The organism is Streptomyces sp. NPDC058773, from assembly GCF_042746015.1.
GTDB lineage: Bacteria > Actinomycetota > Actinomycetes > Streptomycetales > Streptomycetaceae > Streptomyces.
In genome coordinates, this window is sequence record NZ_JBHYPE010000016.1 from 133545 (window position 1) to 152500 (window position 18956).

Consider the following 18956-nt stretch of genomic DNA (forward strand, 5'->3'; position numbering starts at 1 on the left):
AAGAGGATCACGTGCTCAGCATCACGAGCCAGTACCTGGCCCGCTTCCGGCAGCTCGACGCCGGTGACGGCACCCCGGTTCTGCTGCCCGTCACGGGTGCCCAGCGTCGCTTCGCGCTGGTGCGCGCCATGGACCCCGCCGGGCGGCCGGACCTCGTGCCGATGTTCTTCGCCTTCCCGCGCGGCACGGTGGACCCGGTGCGCCTCGCGGCCGCCGCGAACCGGCTCGCCGCCCGGCACCCCGTACTGCGTGCCCGCCCCGCCGTGCTGCGCGGCACCCCCGCGCTCCGCCTGGAACAGCCGCAGGTCCCGGTCCTCCAGGAGGCGTGCGCGCCCGGCGAGGACGCCGCCACCGTGCTGCGCCGCGTCCTGGGCCGGTGGGCGCCGGAGGGCGCACCGCTGCGGCTGTTCCTGGTGCCGGACGGTCCGGAGGGTACGGAGGAGGTGCTCGGCCTCGTGCTGGACCACAGCGCGTGTGACGGGCAGTCGCTGGCCCGTCTCGTCGAAGAGCTGAGCGCCGCCTACGAGGAAGGCGCCGACGCCGACGGCCCCTCACCCGCCGATGTCGCGGTCGAACTGGCCGCCTACCGGGAGGCCGTGCTGCGGCAGCTCGACGCGGAGGAGCGCGCCGGGGCGCCGGAGGCCATGGCGTACTGGGGCGCACGGCTGCGCACGGTCGCCGAACAGGCCCCGGTGGCCCGGCCGGAGCCGCTCTCCCCCGGTGCGCTGCCCAGCGGCCAGGCCACGCTGACCATGCCCGCGCCCGCTGAAGGGGTGCCCTTCCCCGCGCTGCTGAACGCCTGTCAGGCGGCCGCGGCGGTGCTGTACGGAGCGGGCCATGTCGTCCCGCTCGGCTACCCGTGGGGCGGCCGCCCGGCCGGGGCCGCACCGGTGCTCGGCTGCTTCCTCAACACCGTGGTCTTCCCGACCGACACCGGCGACCGGCCCACCGCGGCCGCGACGGCGGCCGCCTGGTGGGACGACCTGGACCAGGCGGGCACGCCCTTCGACGCCGTGGTGCACGCCGCCCGCGCGGCCGGTTCCGCCTGGCGCGGCCGGCTCGACGGCATGCTGACCGTCGACGACACCCGCCGTCAGCCGCCGCTCCTCCTGGGCGGGGTGACCGGCCGGGAGATCCATGTCGACGGCAGGGCGGTCCGCGGCCCCTTCGCCGTCTCCGTCACCCAGGGCTCCGAACTGCGGCTGCGCATGGTGTGGGACCGCACGGTCCTCCCCGACCGCACCGCCGAGAGCGCCTTCACCGCGCTCGCCGACGCGGTACGGACTCCCGTACCCGCCGCCGGCTGACACCGGTCCGGGGCCCCGCCCCGCACCCACCGACACCGCCGGACCCGCCGCGCGATCCGCGGCGCGGTCCGTGCGCCCACCGGCCGGGCCCGACCATGCCCGTGCCGGCGCACATCCACCCCGACGACCTCAGGGATCGCCCATGCTTCCGCTCTCCTCCTCGCAGGAGATCGTCTGGCTGCACGAGCAGGTGCAACCGGGCAGCCGCGCCTACAACTTCACCGCCTCCCTCGACCTGTGGGGCACGCTCGACACCGATGCGCTGCGCCACGGACTCACCGCCGCCCTCGACCGGCACGCCGGACTGCGGCTGGAGCTCGTCGCCGTCGCCGGGGCGGTGCCGGGACAACGGGTCGCCGAGGCCTGCGCGCCGCGGCTGCACACGGTGGACCTGAGCGGATCGGCGGACCCGGAGGCCGCGTTCCAGGAGCTGCTGCGCACCGAGGCGGAGACCCCGCTCGACACCTATGAGGCGCCGCTGCTGCGCTGGACGCTGGTCCGGCTGGCGGACGACCGGCACCGGCTCGTCCACGTCGAACACCATCTGATCCACGACGGCCACTCGTTCGCGATCCTGCTGCGGGACGTGTTCACCGTCTACCGGGGCCGCGTCCTGGGCGAGCCGGTGGAGCTGCCGCCGGCGCCCTCGTACGCCGACCATGTCCGTGCCCGGTCCGGGGACGAGGCGGGGGCGGAGCGGCGGGACGGGCTGGAGTTCTGGGCCGGTGCGCTGCGGGAGATGTCCTACGACATGCCGCTGCCGGGTCTGGCCAAGCCCGGTGCCCGGCGCCGGCACCACGGCGGCCAGCTGCGGCAGTCGATCGGGGCGGATCTGGCGGAGCGCCTGCGGGCGCACGCCAGGGACCGTGGTCTGACGCCGTTCGCCACGCTCCTCGGGCTCTTCGCCGAGCTGCTGCGCCGGCACAGCGGCCGCTCGCAGATGGTGATCGGCACCGCGGTCGGCAACCGTCCGCGCGGTTTCGAGGACGCCGTGGGGATGTTCGTCAACACCATCCCGCTCCCGCTCCGGCTGGACCCGGCCGCCCCGGCCGAGGACTCCATGGACGAGGTGACCGACACCCTCATCCGCGCGCTGCCGCACCAGGAGGTGCCGATCCAGGAGCTGACCCGGGCGCTCGGTCTGCACACCTCGGGGGCGGACAACCCGCTGTTCGGCGTCATGTTCAGCGCGCACGACGCCGTGCTGCCCGAGATCGACGTGCCCGGCCTGGACATCACCCTCTTCGAGGGCTTCAACACGGGCACCACCCGCTTCGACCTGGACGTGGTGCTGCTGCCGGACGACCGTCGCGGGGTGGGCCCGCGGCACGGCGCGGCGGGGATGACGCTGGTCTGGGACCACGACGCCGACATGTTCGGCGAGGACGTGGCGAAGCTGCTGGCCGGGCGGTTCCTCGACCTGCTGCGGGCGTATCTCGACGCGCCGGGCACCGCCCTCGCGGACCTGGCGCCGCCGCCGGTGCCGACCCTGCCGGCCGCCGCTCCGCAGGCGCCGCGGCACGACCCGCTGGACCCCGCCACCGCCCATGACCGCTCGCTTCCCGCCCTGCTCATCGGCGCCCGCCGGATCACCTACGGCGACCTCGTCGACCAGGTCTCCTCGCTCGCGCAGCGGATGCTCGCCGCGGGGGTGACGGCCGGTCAGCCGGTGGCCGCGGTGCTGCCCCGCGGTGCCGACTCGGTCGTGACGCTGCTGGCCTGTCTGCGGACCGGGGCGGTGTACTGCCCGCTGTCGCCGTCCGACCCCTCGGCCCGGCTGACGCTGCTGCTGGAGCGGCTGAGTCCGGCGCTGGTGCTGACCTCGGCGGACGCGCCGGTCACCGTTCCCGACGGGCTGCCGTCGGCGACCGTCGACACCGAGGTGCTGCCGGCGGCGCGGGCGGCGAAGACCGTCCCCGGTGCCGCGTACCTCATTCATACCTCGGGCTCGACGGGCATTCCCAAGCCGGTCGCCGTCGGCCGCGCGGCGCTGGAGAACCATCTGACCGGAGCGGCCGGGCGGTTCGGTCTGCGCGCGGGTGACCGGGTGCTGCTGTTCGCCCAGCCGTCGTTCGACGTGGCGCTGGAGGAGGTGCTGCCGTCGCTGTACGCCGGGGCGTGCCTGGTGGCCCCCGAGCGTGAGGTGCCGACCGGCGGCGAGCTGGCCGAACTGCTGGTCGCCGCCCGGGTCACCGTCGCCAACCTGCCCACCAGCTACTTCCTGGCCACCCGTCAGGAGATGCGGGCCGCGCTGCGCGACGGTCACTGGGCGCCGCGGCTGCTGGTGCTGGGCGGTGAGCGGCTCCCGGCGGACGCGCTGCGCGCGTTCCTGGCCGACACCGACAGCACCGTGCTCAACGTCTACGGCGTCACCGAGGCGGCCGTCAGCACCACCGTCCACGAGATCACCCTGGACGGTCTCGTCGACGGCGCGGAGATTCCGCTCGGCACCGAGCTGCCCGGCGAACGGGTACACGTCCTGGACTCCCACCACCGGCCGCTGCCGGACGGCGCGGTCGGTGAACTGGCCATCGCCGGGGCGGGGTTGGCCGAGGGCTACGTCGGCAACCCCGAGGCCACCGAGGCGCGGTTCCGCCGGATCGAGGCGCTCGGCGGTGAACGGGTCTACCTCACCGGCGACCGCGGCTACCGGGGCCGCGACGGGCTGCTGTACTTCCTGGGACGCCTCGACCACCAGATCAAGCTGCGTGGTTACCGGATCGAGCTGGAAGAGGTGGAGGCGGCCGCCTCGGCCGCGCTCGGCGGCCGGTCCTGCGCCGTCGTCCTGGACCGCGAGGCCCCCGGCGGGCCCCGGCTGGTCGGCTTCCTGGAGGGCGCCGACGGGGACGGGCCGTGGGACGAGCAGGCGCTGCACACGGAGCTGAGCCGACGGCTGCCGAGCGCCCTCGTACCGGGGCGCTGGGCCCGGCTCGACGTCATGCCGCGGCTGGCCGGCGGCAAACCGGACCGGACCGCGCTGACCCGCAGCGCCGCCGCTCTGGAGCCGGCCGCCCCGGCGGAGGCGCCGTGCGCCGGGCCGCCGCGCTCCGAGCCGGCCGATCCGCTGACCGCCCTGCTCGTCGAGGGCTGGCGTGAGGCCCTGGGCCACGACCGCTTCGAGCTGTCCTCGGACTTCTTCCGCTCCGGTGGCCACTCGCTGCTCGCCGCGCAGCTGGCCTCCTGGCTGGAGCCGCGGCTGGGCCAACGGCCGCCCCTGCGGCTGCTGTTCCAGAACCCGGTGCTGACCGACCAGGCCGCCGCGCTCGCCGCCGTCGGCACCGCCGCGCCCGTGCCCGCCGCCTCGACCGCCGTGACGGAGTCCCGATGAACCAGCCGATGACCGCCCCGACGACCGCCGCCGGCGCGCTCAGCATCGCCCGGGGCCCGCAGCCCGCCACCGACGGCGCGAGCGGAGTCCTCGCCCGCTTCGAGGAGTGGGTGCGCCGCTCCCCCGAGTCTCCCGCGGTGATCGACGGGACGCACCGGTGGACGTACGCCGAGATCGACACCGCCGCCGACGAGACCGCGCGGGCGCTGCGCGGCCGGGTCGGGCCCGGGGACCTGGTCGGCGTGTGTCTGGACCGGTCGGCCGCGCTCGTGGTGACCGCCGTCGCGCTCGCCCGGATCGGCGCCGTGTACCTGCCGCTGGGACCCCGCCCCGGGGAGCGCCGCACGGAGACCGTCACCGAGGACCTGAACGTCGGCTGTCTGATCGGCGATCCGGGTCTGCTGCCGCCCCGGCACCGGACGGCCGACCGGCTGGACCTGGCGCTGCCGGGCGAGGGCGCCAATGCCACCGCCACGGTCGTGGCGGCGTTCGCGACGCCCGGTGCCGCCGCGCACTCCGCGCCCGACGGGACCTTCTACGCCGTGCTGACCTCGGGCTCCACCGGCCGTCCCAAGGCCGTGGCGGTCGGTGAGACCGCGCTCGGCGGGCTGCTCGACTGGTACCGCGGCACGACCGGACTCGGCCCCGGTGACCGGCAGTCGCTGCTGATCGGGGTCGCGTTCGACCCCCATCTGCTGGAGCTGTGGGCCGGGCTGACGTCCGGGGCGGCGCTGGTGCCCGCGCCGGACGAGGTCCGCTGGGACTCGGTGGTGCTCGCCGACTGGTGGCGTACGGCCGGGGTCTCGGTGTCGGTGGCGGCGACCCCGATGGTCGAGCCGCTGCTCGACCGGCCCTGGCCGCGGGAGCTGAAGCTGCGTCATCTGATCGTCGGCGGTGACCGGATGCGCCGCCGCCCCGGCGCGGAGGTGACCGCCACCGTCCACAACGCCTACGGACCGGCCGAGGCCACCGTGGTCGCCACCGCCCACGCCATGCACGGCACGGACGAGGCGGCGGGCACGGACTCCGCGCCCCCGATCGGCCACCCGGTACCGGGCGTCACCGTGCTCGTCGCGGATACCGACGGCCGGCCCGTCGCGCACGGGACCGAGGGCGAACTCCTCATCGGCGGCAGCGGGCTGGCGCTCGGCTATCTGGACCCCGAGCTGACCGCGCGCCGCTTCACCGCCGCGCCCGAGGGCCTCGGTCTGCCGGGGGTGGAGCGGCTGTACCGCACCGGGGACCGGGTGCGGATGGCGGCCGACGGGCAGCTGGACTTCCTCGGCCGCCTCGACGACCAAGTCAAGATCAGCGGCGTGCGGATCGAACCGGCGGAGGTGGAGGCCGCGTTCGAGCAGGACCCGGCGGTCCTGAGCGCCGTCGTCACCGCACCGCGCACCGCCGACGGCCGGGCCCGGCTGGTGGCGTACGTACGGACGGCCGACGGCTCCGGGCTCACGGCCGACGCGCTGCTGCCGGCCCTCCGGACCTGGCTGCCCGAGCAGGCCGTCCCCTCGGACATACGGTTCGTGGGCTCCTTCCCGCTGGACGCCAACGGCAAGGTGGACCGCGCCGAGCTGACCCGGCGGGCGGCCGGCTCCGGTGCGTCCCGCCCCGGCGGCACCGCCCCGGAGAGCGCGGCTCCCGCGGACGCCACCTACGGTGAGCGGCTCGTACTGGACACCGTCCGCGATCTGCTCGGCCGGCCGGAGACCTCCCTGGCGGACAACTTCACCGAGGCCGGCGGCACTTCGGTGCTCGCCGCCAGGCTGCTGACCGTCCTGGAGAAGGAGAGCGGGGTACGGCTGCGCGCCCCCGAGCTGCTCCGTCAGCCGGATCTGCGCGCCGTGGCCCTGCTCGTCGACCGGCGGCGGGCCGCCCGGCAGCCGGCGGGGGCCTGAGATGACCGCCACCCCCGCGTTCCCGTTCTCCCCCGACACCCGGAAGGAAGGCCCCGTGCCCACCGAAGGCACTCCGTCGCCCGCACACCGCCCGTCCGGTGAGCCCACCGCGCCCGCGGCCGGGCTGCCGGCCCTCGTCGCCCGGCACGCCGCACGGACCCCGCACGCCCTGGCCGTGGCGGACGGCGACACCACCCTCACTTACGAGCAGCTCGTCGTGTCCGGCCGGGCGCTGGCCGGGTTTCTGCGGACGCACGGCGTCGGTGCGGGTGACGCCGTCGCCCTGCTGATGCCCCGCAGCGCCCGGACGGTGGTCGCCCAGCTCGCGCTGTGGTGGGCGGGTGCCGTGTGCGTCCCGCTCGATCCGGCGCATCCACGGGCCCGTTCCGAGGCGCTGGCGGCCGAGGCGGGCGCGACGCTGACCGTCGGCGACAGCAAGCTCCTCGAATCGGCGGAACTCTCCGGCCCCACCCTGGCGCTGCCCGGTGAGCCGCTGGTGGCGGACGCTCACCTCCCGGCGGTCGAACCGGGCCCGGACGCTGCCGCGTTCATCATGTTCACCTCGGGCTCCACCGGCCGCCCCAAGGGCGTGGCGGTACCGCACCACGCGATCGCCGAGCTGGTCTCCGCGCCGGGCTATCTCACCCTGACCGCCCGCGACCGGGTGCTCTTCCACTCGCCGATGACCTTCGACGCCTCGACCTTCGAGGTGTGGGGAGCGCTGGCCAACGGCGCCGCGGTGGTGGTGTGCACCGCCGAGCGGCCGTCGCTGGAGGACCTGGCCCGGCACGCGGAGCGCCACGGTGTCACCGTCGCGTTCTTCACCACCGCGCTCTTCCACCAGCTGGCCGGCCGCCGTTCACGGATCTTCTCGGTGCTGCGCACGGTGATCGTGGGCGGCGAGGCGCTGTCCGCGCACCACGCCCGCGCGGTGCTGCGGGCCTTCCCCTGGCTGGAGCTGGTCAACGGCTACGGGCCGACGGAGGCGGCGACCTTCACCACCACCCACCGCGTCACCGACGCCGACTGTGACGGCCCGCTGCCCATCGGCCGGCCGATCGCCGGTGCGGCGGTGCATCTGCTCGACGCCACCGGCGGGCCGGCCGGGGACGGTGAAACCGGTGAACTGTGGATCGGCGGCAGCCGGCTGGCGCACGGCTACACCGGGCAGCCGGAGCTGACCGCCGAGCGCTTTGTCCACCACCCCGAGCTGGGGCGCCTCTACCGCACCGGGGACCTCGCCTCCCGGCGTCCGGACGGGCTCCTCGACTTCCACGGGCGCACCGACGACCAGGTGAAGGTCCGCGGGTTCCGGATCGAACCGGCCGAGATCGAACACGCCCTGCGGGAGCGGCCCGAGGTGGCGGACGCGGCCGTGACCGTACACCGCCCCTCCCCCGACGACGCCCGGCTCGCCGCGTTCGTGGTGGCCGCGGCCGGACCGGTGCCCCGCCCCGATGACCTGCGCGACCGGCTCGCCGCCGTGCTGCCCGCCCATCTGGTGCCCGACGAGGTCCAGTGGGTCGACGCACTGCCGCTCACGCCGTCCGGCAAGGTCGACCGCCGCGCCCTGACGGACCTCGTCACGGCGGACGCGCCCGGGGCTCCGGCCGGTCCGCTCGGTCCGCTGGAGCAGGCGGTCGCCGAGATCTGGAGCCGCTCGCTGGGCCGTGAAGTCACCCGCGCGGACGCCGACTTCCTCGCGCTGGGCGGCCACTCGCTGCTGGCGCTCGCGGTCACCGACGATCTGCGTGAGGAGCTCGGCGTCGAGCTGACCCTCGCCGACTTCTTCGCCGCCCCCACGGTGGCGGGACATGCCGCGCTGGTCGAGCGCGCGCTGCTCGCCCTGCACAGCGATCTGCACCCCGGCGCCCCGGAGGACACCGATGGCCACTGACACCCCCGCCGCCGCGGCGCTCCAGGAGGAGCTGCTGCGCCGGGCGCGCTCCCGCGCCGCCCGCCCCGCGCCCGCCCCCGAGGCCGACCGGAACGGTCCCGCTCCGCTCTCCCACGCCCAGCGCCGGATGTGGCTGATGGACCGGCTGGGCCAGGGCAGCGCCTCGTACAGCGTGCCGTTCGCCACCCGGCTGCGCGGCCCGCTCGACCTGGACGCGCTGGCCGCCGCGCTGACCGCGCTGGTGAGCCGGCACGAGATCCTGCGGACCCGGTACGGGCAGCGGGACGGTGAGCCCTACCAGGAGGTGCAGCCGGCCCCGGAGTCGGTCGCGCTGCGCGTCGTCGAGGCGGAAGATTCGGACGCCGAGGGCTCTGCCGCCCTGCTGGCCGAGGAGGCGCACCGCCCGTTCGACCTCGCCGCCGGTCCGCTGCCGCGCGCGCTGGTGCTGCGGCACGGGCCGCAGGACCACACCGTACTGCTGACGTTCCATCACATCGCGTTGGACGGCGCCTCGTTGGAGACCGTCGCCAAGGAGCTGGCGGAGCTGTACGCGGCGGGGTCCGCGGCCGGGCTGCCGACTCCCCCGCAGTACGCGGACTTCGCGCGGCGGGAGCAGGCCGCCGCCGACCGCCTCGCACAGGGCGTGCGCGACTGGGAAGACCGTCTGGACGGCGTCGCCCCCCTGCGGCTGCCCCGTCCGGCGAACCCGCCCGCCGACAGCGGCACCCGGCCCGTCGGCACCCACACCGCCCCGCTCGACCCGCGGGTGCCGGCGGCGCTGCGCGAGCTGGGCCGCCGGCACCGGGCCACCCTGTTCACCGTGGGTCTCGCCGCGGCCTTCGCCGCACTGCACCGCTTCACCGGCCGGGACGACCTGGTGATCGGGGTGGCGGGCAGTCACCGGCAGGGCGCGGAGATGCGCGGGCTGGTCGGTCTGTGCGTCAACACCCTCCCGGTCCGGGTGGACACCGGCGGCGACCCGTCCTTCAGCACGCTCGTGGAGCGCGTACGGGACGCGCTGCTCGACGCCCAGCAGGGCCGCGAGGTGCCCTTCGACCTCATCCTGGAGCGGCTCGGCGCAGCCGCCCGCGACACGGACGGCACGGCCCTGATCCGGGTGACCGCGGACCTCCTGGGCACCCCCACCACGCTGCGGCTGCCGGGCACGGTGGGCGAGTACGTCGAAGTCGGCGCCGCCGAGGCCAAGTTCGACCTGTCCTTCGGCCTGGTGGACACCGACGCGCCCGCCGGCCTCGTCCAGTACGGCCGGGCCGCGCTGGACGAGGGGGCGGCGGCCGGGCTCGGTGCTCAGTACGCCGCGCTGCTCACGGCCGTCGCGGACGACCCCGGGCTCCTGCTGTCGCAGCTGCCCGGTGCGATGGCGGTGGAGCCGGAGGGGGCCGTCGGGCACCCGGCCGAGGCGCTGCTGCGGTCGCACCCCGGGGTGGCCGAGGCCGCGGTGCTCGAACCGGCCGGCGGGCCACTGCTGGCGTATGCCGTGCTGCGGGAGATCGGCGGCCCCACACCGGCCGAGCTGCGCGCCCGGCTGCGGGCCGCGCTGGCACCGGAGTTGGTGCCGGCGGCGGTGACCCTGCTGGACGCGCTGCCGCGGACGGCGGACGGCGCGCCCGACCCGGCCCGGCTTCCCGGTCTGCCCGCCGCACCCGCGCCGCAGGGCGCCCGCGCCGAGGCCGTGACCGAGGGATTCGCCGCGCTGCTGGGCCGTCCGCCCCGGCCGGACGACGACTTCTTCCTCCTCGGCGGTCACTCCCTGGTCGCCGTCCAGCTCGCCGAGCGACTGCGCCGGTCGCTCAAACTGCCGCTGACCGGCCTGGACATCATGCAGGCCCGCACCCCGCGGGCGGTCACCGCGCTGCTGGACGCCCGCGCGGCCGAGCGGGCCGCCGCGCCCGCGGTCACCGCGTCCGGCCGGCGGCGCCCGCGCGAGGGCACGGTCCTGGTCACCGGCGCCACCGGCGGCGTCGGCGCGTTCGTGCTGCGCGAACTGGCCGCCCGGGGCCGCCCGGTGCTGGCCCTGGCCCGCCCGGAATCCGCGCATCTGGTCGCCGCGGACGGGGTGGACGTCATCGAGGGCGACCTCACCGACCTCGACAGTCTGCGCAAGGCCGTCGACGGCGCCGACGCGGTCATCCACGCGGCCTGCACCTTCACCCGGCCCGAGGTCGATGTGACCGCGATGGCGGCGATGGTCGGCGCCTGGTCGCGCGGCCCGTTCACCTTCGTCAGCAGCGTGGACGCCTACGGGCACCCCGCCGGTGAGTGGGTGGCGGAGGAGTCCGCCCCGGGCCGGCCGCTGAGCCCGTACGGGCAGGCGAAGCTGGACTGTGAGGCGCTGCTGCTGCGGGCCGCCGGTTCCCAGGGGCGGGGCGGGGCGAGCGCCGTCCGCTCCCCGCTGGTCTGGGGCCCGCACCAGCGGCTGCGGGACCAGTTGCGCTGGGGCGCGACCGGTCTGCTCTACCAGGCCGCGCGGGAGGGCCGGCCGATCGCGCTGCCCCGGCCGGGTGCCGGTGGGCACGCCTGGTACGGCGCGGCCTGGGTGCACGGCGCGGCCCTGGCCCGCGCCGTGGTCTCCTGCCTGGACGCCCCCGTGCACGGCGTCGCCAACGCCGTCAGCGGACACGTCACCTGGCGGGACCTCGCCACCACGCTGACCGGTCTGCTCGGCAGTGACAGCGAGATCGTCGAATCGGACGAGGTCCATCCGGACCTCGACCACCGCTGGCACTACCACTCCGACCGGCTGTCCCCGTCCCTGCGCCTGCAGCCGGGCGAGGACTGGCGCTCCGTACTGGCCGCGATGACCGGCCCGTCGGAGGGATGAGCCGGGCGGTGTGACGAGGCTGCGCCCGGTGGTTCCGGCCACCGGGCGCTCCGTTCGTCCTCCCTGCGGGCCGGTCCCCGGAGCGGCGGAACGGGGCACGGGTGATCGGCTGATTCCCAGGCCTCCGGCCTGCCCCGCGGTCTTTCCGTCCTCGGCTTGCGACCATGGGCGGGCTGCCGGGGCCACGCCCTCCTGGGGCGGGTGACCGCCGGAGCGCGGCGCCCCGGCCCACCGGTACCGGCCTCCGCGGACCTGCCGCGCGAGGCCCCCTCGCCGCAAAGGAGCCCGCCATGAACGCCAGCACGGATCTGCTCGTCGATGCCTTCGGACGTATCCGGGAGAGTGTCGAGGACGCGGTCGCCGGGCTCGACCCGGAGGACCTCGGCACCCGCCCCGATGACGACGCCAACTCGATCGGCTGGCTGGTCTGGCACCTGACCCGCATCCAGGACGACCATGTCGCCGGAGTGGCCGGCACCGAGCAGCTCTGGACCTCGGACGGCTGGTACGACCGCTTCGGGCTCCCCTTCTCCCCCGACGACACCGGATACGGCCACTCCGGCAAGCAGGTGGCGGCGGTACGGGACCTGACCGCGGAGCTGCTGACGGACTATCACGGCGCGGTGCACGACAACACCGTGCAGTACCTGGCCGGGGTCGACGACAAGGACATGAAGCGGGTCGTCGACCGTGCCTGGACACCGCCGGTCACCCTGGGCGTGCGGCTGATCAGCGTCGTCGCCGACGACCTCCAGCACGCCGGCCAGGCGGCCTATGTGCGGGGCCTGCTCGGTCGTTGACCACCGGGCAGGACCGGGCGGGACCGGACGCGGCCGGGGCACAGCCGCAGCGGATGGTCGGCCCCGGGCTCAGTGGCGGCGGGGCAGACGATGCAGTTCCACCGCGGTGAGCCCGCCCTCCGTGATCTCCGCCGTCATGTAGGTGCAGTACGGCTGCCGTCGGCGGTCGGTCGGCGAGCCCGGGTTGAGCAGCCGCAGCCGGCCGCCGGCCGTGGTGTCCCAGGGGATGTGGCTGTGTCCGAACACCAGCACATCGAGGTCGGGGAAGCGTTCGGCGCACCGCCGCTCCCGCCCTTGCGCGGGGCCGGTCTCATGCACCACGCCGAGCCGTACGCCCCCCAGTTGCGCGTACGCCACCTCGGGCAGCCGCGCCCGTAGTTCCGGGCCGTCGTTGTTGCCGTACACCCCGATCAGCCACCGGGCGCGGGCCGTCAGCAGGTCCAGGGTGGCGGTGTCGACCCAGTCGCCGGCGTGCACGACGGCATCGGCGCGCGGCATCTCGTCGAGCAGCTGGGGCGGCAGCGCCTTGGCGCGCCGGGGCAGATGGGTGTCGGACAGCAGCAGGAGTCGCACGGGACCTCTCCTCGGGCCGTTCGTGACGAACGTGGCCGGCCGGTCAGCGCTCCTGGGCGGTGGGCCGTACCGCGATCTCGTTGACCGCCACATGCGGCGGCTGGGTGACCATGAAGGCGACGGAGCGGGCGACGTCCTCGGGACGCAGCCAGACGTCCTGCGGCATGCCGTGCGCCGACGCCGCCTGACTGCCCCCGCGGGTCATCTCCGTCGCGGTCATGCCCGGTTCGATCAGCCCGACCCGGACCTGACGCCCGGTCACCTCCTGGCGCAGCGCCTCACTGAAGCAGCACACCGCGTGCTTGGTGGCCGAGTAGACGCTGTTGTCCTTGCGGGGCACCCGGCCCGCGACCGAGCTGACGGTCACCAGGTCGGCGACGCCCCGCGGTCCCTCGTCCGCCGCGCGCAGCAGATGCGGCAGCGCGGCATGGGACATCCGCAGCACGGCCCTGAGGTTGAGGTCGACCATCCGGTCCCAGTCCGCGGGGTCGCTGTCCAGCACCGCGCCGCGGGCGCCGAAGCCCGCGTTGTTCACCAGGACGTCCAGCCGCCCGAAGTGGTCCAGGGTCTGTTCGACCGTCCGGCGTGCCGCGGCCCCGTCGGCGAGGTCGGCGGTGAGGGCGAGGGAGGCGCCTCCCTGCGCGCCGACCGTCTCCGCCAGCTCCTCCAGCCGCCCGGTCCGGCGGGCCACCAGCGCGAGGGAGCAGCCCTCCCGGGCGAGCTCCAGGGCGGTGGCCGCGCCGATGCCGCTGGAGGCGCCGGTCACCAGCGCCACACCGCCGGACAGCGGCCTCGGGCCGGTGCCGGTACCCGCCACCGCTGCGCCCGGCCCCGCCGTCGCGGCGTACTCGCCCTCTCCGGTGTCCGTCACGTGCCTCTCCTCCCGCTCGGTCGCCTCGCCCCCGCCGCACCTCCGCACTCCCCTGCCCCTCCGGTGTCCGCACTCATCAACTTCCCCATGTGAGAGGCCAGTTGGGCCGCATTTCGCGCGCCGACATTCCCCGGACGCGGTGCGCCGGGCCGGGCACCGGGTATGAACCGGAGAACCCCCCTTGTGCTCCCGGGAGCTGCTCATGAAGCACACGCATCCCCTGCCCGGCGACATCGGACTCACCCGGATATCCGGCCTCACCGGCCGGCTGATCCGCTTCGGACAATGGCTCAACGGAGACGGCTTCGCCGACTACGAACACGCCTTCCTCGTGCTGCCCGACGACCGGCTGCTGGAAGCCCAGCCGGGCGGCGCCCGCATCGCGCCGCTCACCGCGTACGACGGCGCCCACGTGCTCTATGTCTGCCCGGAAGGGCTCACCGAGCGCCGGCGCACCGCCCTCTGCACGGCCGCCACGGCCTACGTCGGGGTGCCCTACAGCTTCCTCGACTACCTGGCGATCGCCGCGCACCGCTTCCACCTGCCCCTCCCGGGACTGCGCCGCTACGTGGCCAGCACCCGGCACATGATCTGCTCCCAACTCGTGGACCAGGTCTATCAGGACGCCGGTGTCCATCTGTTCGCCGACGGCCGCTGGCCGGGCTATGTGACACCGATGGCCCTGTACGGCCTGCTGGCCGACTGACCCCCGCGCGGGCACCGCCGACGGCACCCGGACGTCCTCCCGGTAGCGTGGCGCATACCCTTGATTCCACCGGTGCGAGAGGTGACGGGACCATGCGGCGGCAACCCGTACTTGTCTATGACGGCGACTGCGCCTTCTGCACGTCCGCGGTGCGGTTCGCGGAACGTCGGCTGCGTCCGCGCTGCGCGGCCACGCCCTGGCAGTTCGCCGATCTCGCGGAGCTCGGTGTCAGCCGGCGGCGTGCCGAGCACGAGGTGCTGTGGGTGACGCCGGCCGGTTCCGTGCACGGCGGCGCGCAGGCGGTCGCCAAGCTGCTGCTGAGCGCACCCGGCGGCTGGCCGGTCGTGGGCGCGTTGCTCACGCTTGCGCCCGTCCGCTGGGTCGCCCACGGGCTGTACCGGCTGATCGCGCGCAACCGTCATCGGATGCCGGGCGGGACGGCGGCCTGTGCGCTGCCGTCCTCGCCCGCCGCCCGGAAGCCGGCGTAGCGGGCCTTCCGCCGGCTGTCCGCGGTGGTACCGGCCGGCCCGCCCCGTGCTCAGGTGCCGGGCTTACGGCCGTAGACGTAGACGTCATCGCCGTTCTTGAGCAGGGACCAGTACTTCTTGGCGTCGCTGCTGCGCATATTGACGCAGCCGTGTGAGCCGGGGGCCGACCAGACGCTGCCGCTGATGGAGTGGAACGCCTGTCCGCCGTCGAAGAACTGGCTGTACGGCATGGGCACGTGATACAGCGTCGAGACATGGTGCAGATGGCGCCAGTAGATCTTCTTGGCGCCGGTGCGGGTCTCATAGCCGTCGCGGCCGGTGCGGACCGGTACCGGGCCGAAGACCAGCTTGCGGCCGTCCTGTATCCAGCTCAGCTGGCGGGTCAGATCGACGCAGGCTATCCGCCCCTTGTCCGTGGGGCACTTCCCGGCCTTGTCGGGGTTCTTCCCGGCCGCCTTCTGCTGTGCCACGACGCGCATCACGCCCCAGGTGACGGGCCCGGCGTAGCCGATGTTCGGGGTGATGCCGTGGCTGGTCTGGAAGGCCCGGATCGCCCGGCAGTCGGCGGCCGACTGGCGGCCGTCCACCGTCAGCCCGAGGAACCGCTCGGCCTGCTTCTGGTAGGGACCGCGGGCCGCGGTGCACGACGAGGCGGTGGCGGCCTCGGCCGTGGAGCCGAAGGTCACCGTCAGCGGAACGGTCAGCGCCGTGAGGGCGAGTGCCGCACCCGCCCGACGACCGGCGCCGGACCGCGGGATACGCAGGTTCAGTCGTCTTTTCATGCCCCGTAGGACTGTTTGCCCGACCCGTCGGTTGCAGACGTGACCGACCCGAAATATCTGCTTCGCGCAGCCGTGTCCCGGCAGCCGGAGCAGGGCCCGGTCCGCCGCCGGGCCGGGCCGGGCCGGGGCGATGGCCGCGCGGCGGCGAACACACCCTCCCCGCGGTCACCCTCCGGCGTCGCACCGCCACTTAATGTGCTCATAGGCGGACGGTCGCGGCGCCCGCGGCCGCCCGCCTCCGGACTCCGCCAGGAGTCGCACCAGCTCAGAAGGGATGACTCATGATCACCGATGCGCTGAGGGCCGAGTACGAGCACCGCTTCGCCCTGTACGACACCGACGGCGACGGCTATCTCACCGCCCAGGACTTCACCGACCGGGCACGGCTGCTGACGGACGCGGTGGGGGAACCGCCGGACTCCCCCAAGGCGCAGGCGCTGGGGGCCGGGATGCGGCACACCTTCGAGCAGCTCGCCGCGCTGGTGCAGGTCGACGCCATGGGGCGGCTGGACCGGACGCAGTTCGTCGAGGCGTTCACGCGCGCGGGTACGTCGGGGGCCATGGCCGACGTCGTGGGGCCGTCGGTCTCCGCGACCATCGCGCTCGCCGACGCGGACGGGGACGGCGTGGTCAGCCAGGCGGACTTCGCGGCGGTGCACCGCGCGGCGGGGTACTCGGACGCCCAGGCGGCGCAGGCCTTCGCGGCGCTGGACCAGGACGGCGACGGACGGCTGCTGGTCGAGGCCTGGCCGGTGGCGGGCGACGCGTAGCCGGTGGCGCGCGGAAAGCGGCCGGGCGGCGGGTAGCCGCCCTCCGCCCGTCGCTCACCCGCGGAAGGTCAGCGCGAGATGCTCCACCAGCCGCGGGCCGCTCACCGGGGCGTCGCGCAGCCCAAGGTAGCCGTCGGGGCGGATCAGGAACCCCTCGCCGCCGTGTGCGCCGTACGTCTGCCGGAACGCGTCGAGGCCGTCGTGGACGACGGGCAGCGACAGTCCGTCCGCCCGGAGCTCCGGGGCCGCGATGACCCACACGGTCAGCTGCCCCTGTGCCGCGCGCCGGGCCGACGCCACCACCTCGTCGTACGGCGCCGGTTGGGCCTCCTCGTCGGCGTAGCGCGTGGACCCGGCCCGCTCCGTAGCGTTCGGCCAAGCGGTGGCTGATACGGAAGACCGAGGACCAGCGGAGCGAGGAGGCGCGGGTGGGCTGCGGTGAGAGCCGGTCCAGGACCGCCTGGATGTGCGGGAGCCCGGGTGCAGGACCGGCCTCCAGGCCGTGCGCCACATCGTCCGCTCCCGGCTGCTCCGCCAGGGAGAGTTCGGGCGGGACGAGCATGGACATCCGGTAGCGGTTGCGGCCGGGCAGCGGGATGCAGACCAGCAGGTCGTCGGTGCGTCCGTCGCTCTGGTGCAGGGCCCGGACCGCGTAGCCGGACGGCAGCTCCCAGTCGACCTCGACGTCCCCGAGCATGTACTCCTCGGGGAAGGCACCGCCCTCGAAGCGCAGCCCGAGGCCCTTGCGGACGGCGCTGTGGGCGCCGTCGCAGCCGAGGAGGTACCCGGCACCGATCCACTCCCGCACCCCGGACGGCAGCGCGAGACAGGCCCGGACCCCGTCGGTGTCCTGCTCGAAGCTCACCAGCTCCGTGCCGCGTTCGACCTCGGTTTCCCATCGGGCGAGCAGTTCCGTGAGGAGGCGTTCGGTGGCGTACTGCGGAAGCGCGGCGAAGCGATACGGCACATCCGGCGGCAGGGTCATCTCGATGCGCCCCTGCTCCGTGCCGTTGATGTAGAGCAGTTGCCCACGGAACGGGGCCGCGACGGCGAGGGCCTCCCACACCACCCCCATCAGGTCCCAGATCTCCAGCGTCCTGGGCTGGATGCCCACCGCCTTGGCGAACGGCTGCGGGGCGGGCAGCTTGTCGATGATGCGGCATCGCACACCGCGCCGCCGCAGTTCGCAGGCAGCCGTCAGGCCGACCGGGCCCGCGCCGACGACCAGGACATCCACATCGGCCATGGCTGCCTCCCGGGGCGGAACCACCCTCCTTCCCACGGGAGCACAGCGCGGTCGGCCTGTCATGTCGGGCCGGACGGCCCGCTGCCCCGCGCACCGTTGGCCGTGACACCGCCGGGGACCCGTGCGCGGTGCGTGCGTACCTGCGCAGCGCGTGCAACGAGTGCGCCGGTTGCGCTCGGCGGACACCCCCCGGCCGAGCAGGTGACCGACGGGCCGCTGTTGGTCATGCGCCCACGGTCTGCGGGGTGCGCCCCGGCCCGTCTGAACAGGTGCGCCGTGTGCAGGCACGGCCGGGCGCCGTCGGCAAGGGGGCAGGCCGGACCGCGGCGGCGCTACCGCGCGCTCTCCCGATAACAACTCGGGGCGTGGTTGTCTCTTCCCCGTCGAATTCATGGCGCCGTACGGAAATCACAGTTCGAGCCCCATTCGAACGTGATACGCCGCACCGGCGCCGGGTTTCCTGAATGGCTGCCAGGCAACTGCGCGGCGAGCGACGGGAGTAAAGGCATGCAATTTCCTCAGGTAGCGAAATCGACTGCCCGGAATGAATTCCGGGGACACGGGGCCCGGGGCGTCACCGCGGCAGCCGTCCTGCTGGCGGCCGGTGCGCTGAACCTGGCCACCGAGCAGCCCGCCGAGGCCCGGGGCGGCACCTGGGACCGTCTGGCCGGCTGCGAGAGCGGCGGGAACTGGCGTATCGACACGGGGAACGGCTTCTCCGGAGGGCTCCAACTCGCCCACTCCACCTGGCACTCGTTCGGCGGCGGCAGCTACGCGTCACGGGCGGCGCGGGCGACCCGGGCGCAGCAGATCAGGGTGGCGGAGCGGGTGCTGGCCCGTCAGGGCTGGGGCGCCTGGCCGGCCTGCTCGGCTTCTCTGGGGCTCAACGCGGCCACCACGCACCGCACTCCCCGGAGCACCGCGGCCCGTCCCGCACCGCAGCGGCAGGCCGCGCCCTCGTCCCGGGGCCGGGTCCGGCATCCGCAGTCCCATGAGAAGCGCTACAAAGTGGGCCGCCATAGGAGTACCGGCGGCACGGTCGTCGTCAATGCCGGGGACACGGTGAGCGGTATCGCCTACGCACACGGCTGGGGCTGGCAGGAATTCTACCGGCTCAACCAGCGGGTGATCGGGGCGAATCCGGATCTGATTTTCCCCGGCACACGACTGGCCGTGCCGCGCGCCGGCGCCCGCTGAGCGCCTTCCGGAATTCCCGGCCGGCACCGGGTGCGGCGGAACGGGAATTCCGCTGAAAATCCGCACCCGCACCGCGCGGTGGCCCGCCGGAGGGGACGGGCCACCGCAGGGGACGGGTCGTGGCGGCAGGGCCTGCCAGGACGTTTCCGCGAAGCCCCGGCCGGCAGTGCGGAGGTGGGGCGGGCGCGGCGCCCCCGGCCGTGCACCCCGCCCCCCGGGGCGCCCCCCGCGCCGCAGCGGTCGGCACC

Annotated in this window: 14 protein-coding genes and 1 pseudogene; 10 read left to right on the plus strand and 5 right to left on the minus strand. The window is 75.0% G+C overall.

Going from position 1 to position 18956, the window contains the following annotated elements; translation table 11 throughout:
* The first annotated feature begins 11 nt into the window (after positions 1-11).
* The 6 genes from ACFW5B_RS17020 (at position 12) to ACFW5B_RS17045 (ending at position 12075) form a co-directional block, all read left to right on the plus strand.
* Positions 12-1307: a non-ribosomal peptide synthetase gene (locus tag ACFW5B_RS17020; RefSeq protein ID WP_386439614.1), complete on the plus strand. Its 1296-nt coding sequence runs from the start codon at positions 12-14 to the stop codon at positions 1305-1307.
* Positions 1308-1449: 142 nt separating this feature from the next.
* Complete coding sequence (locus ACFW5B_RS17025; RefSeq protein ID WP_386439616.1) at positions 1450-4635, plus strand: amino acid adenylation domain-containing protein; 3186 nt, start codon at positions 1450-1452, stop codon at positions 4633-4635.
* Positions 4632-6536: a non-ribosomal peptide synthetase gene (locus ACFW5B_RS17030; RefSeq protein ID WP_386439618.1), complete on the plus strand. Its 1905-nt coding sequence runs from the start codon at positions 4632-4634 to the stop codon at positions 6534-6536. The genes ACFW5B_RS17025 and ACFW5B_RS17030 overlap by 4 nt, the downstream gene beginning before the upstream one ends.
* Before the next feature lies 1 nt (position 6537).
* A complete protein-coding gene (locus tag ACFW5B_RS17035) occupies positions 6538-8433 on the plus strand; it encodes an amino acid adenylation domain-containing protein (protein ID WP_386439620.1) in 1896 nt (631 codons plus the stop codon).
* Entirely contained in the window at positions 8423-11275 is a 2853-nt protein-coding gene (locus tag ACFW5B_RS17040; protein ID WP_386439622.1) for a condensation domain-containing protein, read from the plus strand. The genes ACFW5B_RS17035 and ACFW5B_RS17040 overlap by 11 nt, the downstream gene beginning before the upstream one ends.
* A 290-nt stretch (positions 11276-11565) precedes the next feature.
* The gene (locus ACFW5B_RS17045; RefSeq protein WP_386439624.1) at positions 11566-12075 is read left to right on the plus strand and encodes a DUF664 domain-containing protein; all 510 of its coding nucleotides are present in this window, start codon (positions 11566-11568) and stop codon (positions 12073-12075) included.
* Positions 12076-12144: 69 nt separating this feature from the next.
* Here the strand turns inward: ACFW5B_RS17045 and ACFW5B_RS17050 are convergent, their stop codons facing one another.
* Positions 12145-12648 carry a metallophosphoesterase family protein gene (locus tag ACFW5B_RS17050; RefSeq protein ID WP_386439626.1) on the minus strand — a complete coding sequence of 168 codons (504 nt, stop codon included), beginning with the start codon at positions 12646-12648 and terminating at the stop codon, positions 12145-12147.
* Positions 12649-12691: 43 nt separating this feature from the next.
* Complete coding sequence (locus ACFW5B_RS17055; protein WP_386439628.1) at positions 12692-13519, minus strand: SDR family oxidoreductase; 828 nt, start codon at positions 13517-13519, stop codon at positions 12692-12694.
* Positions 13520-13721: 202 nt separating this feature from the next.
* On the opposite strand from ACFW5B_RS17055, the gene ACFW5B_RS17060 reads away from it, so the two are divergent.
* Both ACFW5B_RS17060 and ACFW5B_RS17065 read left to right on the plus strand, forming a co-directional pair.
* Complete coding sequence (locus ACFW5B_RS17060) at positions 13722-14225, plus strand: hypothetical protein (protein WP_386439630.1); 504 nt, start codon at positions 13722-13724, stop codon at positions 14223-14225.
* Positions 14226-14317: 92 nt separating this feature from the next.
* Entirely contained in the window at positions 14318-14713 is a 396-nt protein-coding gene (locus tag ACFW5B_RS17065; protein ID WP_386439632.1) for a thiol-disulfide oxidoreductase DCC family protein, read from the plus strand.
* A gap of 50 nt (positions 14714-14763) precedes the next feature.
* Here ACFW5B_RS17065 and ACFW5B_RS17070 read toward each other — a convergent pair whose 3' ends face one another.
* The gene (locus ACFW5B_RS17070) at positions 14764-15495 is read right to left on the minus strand and encodes a L,D-transpeptidase family protein (RefSeq protein ID WP_386439634.1); all 732 of its coding nucleotides are present in this window, start codon (positions 15493-15495) and stop codon (positions 14764-14766) included.
* Positions 15496-15776: 281 nt separating this feature from the next.
* On the opposite strand from ACFW5B_RS17070, the gene ACFW5B_RS17075 reads away from it, so the two are divergent.
* Positions 15777-16265 carry an EF-hand domain-containing protein gene (locus ACFW5B_RS17075; protein WP_386439636.1) on the plus strand — a complete coding sequence of 163 codons (489 nt, stop codon included), beginning with the start codon at positions 15777-15779 and terminating at the stop codon, positions 16263-16265.
* Positions 16266-16319: 54 nt separating this feature from the next.
* Here ACFW5B_RS17075 and ACFW5B_RS17080 read toward each other — a convergent pair whose 3' ends face one another.
* Positions 16320-16565, minus strand: coding sequence for a hypothetical protein (locus ACFW5B_RS17080; protein WP_386439646.1), 246 nt, complete (start codon positions 16563-16565; stop codon positions 16320-16322).
* 109 nt (positions 16566-16674) lie between these two features.
* Positions 16675-17904: pseudogene (locus ACFW5B_RS17085) on the minus strand (FAD-dependent monooxygenase); the annotation flags it as partial.
* A gap of 114 nt (positions 17905-18018) precedes the next feature.
* Between ACFW5B_RS17085 and ACFW5B_RS17090 the strand changes: the two are divergent.
* Positions 18019-18708 carry a transglycosylase family protein gene (locus tag ACFW5B_RS17090; RefSeq protein ID WP_386439638.1) on the plus strand — a complete coding sequence of 230 codons (690 nt, stop codon included), beginning with the start codon at positions 18019-18021 and terminating at the stop codon, positions 18706-18708.
* The last annotated feature ends 248 nt before the right edge of the window (positions 18709-18956 follow it).